The organism is Oleiphilus sp. HI0132 (assembly GCF_001635845.1).
Map to the genome: position 1 here is coordinate 1 of NZ_LWGJ01001058.1, position 1,611 is coordinate 1,611.

1 protein-coding gene is annotated in these 1,611 nt (G+C 45.4%); it reads left to right on the forward strand.

Annotation, left to right across the window (positions count from 1 at the left end; all coding sequences use genetic code 11):
* Nucleotides 1-115: 115 nt before the first annotated feature.
* The coding region (locus A3766_RS13225) for an immunoglobulin domain-containing protein (RefSeq protein ID WP_197479567.1) at nucleotides 116-1,611 on the forward strand (1,496 nt) is incomplete at its 3' end.

The window sequence follows — 1,611 nt, forward strand, 5'->3', positions numbered from 1 at the left end:
AATCGCGCATACCACTATACATTTGCGGTTTTTAGCCCTTTCTTGCGTCATTTTATAGGAAGGGGCGAGTTGTTGAATTATGCCTGTCCATAATGAATATTTCGAATGTACAACTATGAAAGCAAAAGATACAAGTCAAATAGCACTCTCCAAACTATGTACACTGCTAATGTGTTTGTTCTTAAGTGGCTGCGAATTTTTTGATAGCGACCGGCAAGATAACAATGTTGATGGACGTGCTGTTAAAGGCGTCATCAGCAACGGCATAATCAGCGCATACCGAGCCGAAGATAATAGCCTGATCACACAAACACGCAGCGACTCATCCGGCTATTTTTCACTAGACTTAAACGAACTTGAAGATGGCACGCTCGTTCTACTCTCACTAAGCGTAGATACTGATACTCGCATGCTTTGCGACCTGGTAGAAGGCTGTATTGAAAAAATATCTGGCCAAACACTTTCGTTTGGTGAAGCAGTCAGACTCCCAGCTTATTTTCAACTCTTAGGTCTAACAAGCAAGCAAACCCACTCCACAACGTTTCTTTCACCTTTAAGTCACCTTATTGTTAAAACTGCGCAGTCTCTGCCTCAGGGCTTAAATGCGCAAAACATAGTAACAGCCACTCAGTGGGTCATGGAAAGTTTTGACTTAGAGAGCGACCCCTTAACTACCCCAACACTTGACCTAACAAAGCTCTCGGATGCAAGTGACGAATCTCTAAAGCAAGCAATTCTAAGCGCTTCTCTTTATGAGCACGCGCTTGATACAGAGTGGATAGGCACGAACCAATTGCTTGATCATATTCCCTTAGCGAACGTGTTCTACACAGCAAGCGACCTAGCAGAGCAGCTTTCTGCATACCTGGACACCTACTCTGACAACGGAAATAGTTATGCTAGCGCACTGAGCAGTATCACCAATGATGCTCAAAATATTGCAGAAGATCTCGACAGCGCTGAGCTTCAAATTCAAACTCAACCGCAGTCCATACATACCAGTGAATCACAAAGCTTTTCTTTGTTTGTTCTCGCATCCGGAGCGGGAAGCTTAAGCTATCAGTGGCAGAAGGATGGCGAGAATATCCCGGGCGCGACAGCAAGCTCCTACAATAAAACGAGCGCTCAACTTAGCGATTCTGGTTTATATAGTGTCACCATTTCCAACAGTGAGGAAACTATCCACTCGCTAGAAGCCCTTGTCTCAGTGGAAGAAAACGTGTTACCCGTCAGCATATCCCAGCAACCTAGCGCTAGCATCGTCACTGAAGGGGAAACAATCTCTCTCAGCGTCTTAGCGACTGGCGGAGATCCAATCAGCTATCAATGGCAAAAGAACGGCTCCTTAATTCCTGGCGCAACACATAGCACTTTAACGATTAGCCCAAGTTCAATAAGTGACACGGGAAGTTACCGAGTATCGATTAGCAACAATGTTTCCCAGGTTTATTCAAACTTTGTCAGCGTTACCGTCAATGAACAACTTGCAGCACCCAGCATTAACTCGCACCCCGTTTCATTAACAGTATCCGAAGGAAGCTCCGCTTCATTTAGCGTCAACGCTGGCGGTGGAGGCTTTCTGACTTACCAATGGCGACACAATGGCACGGA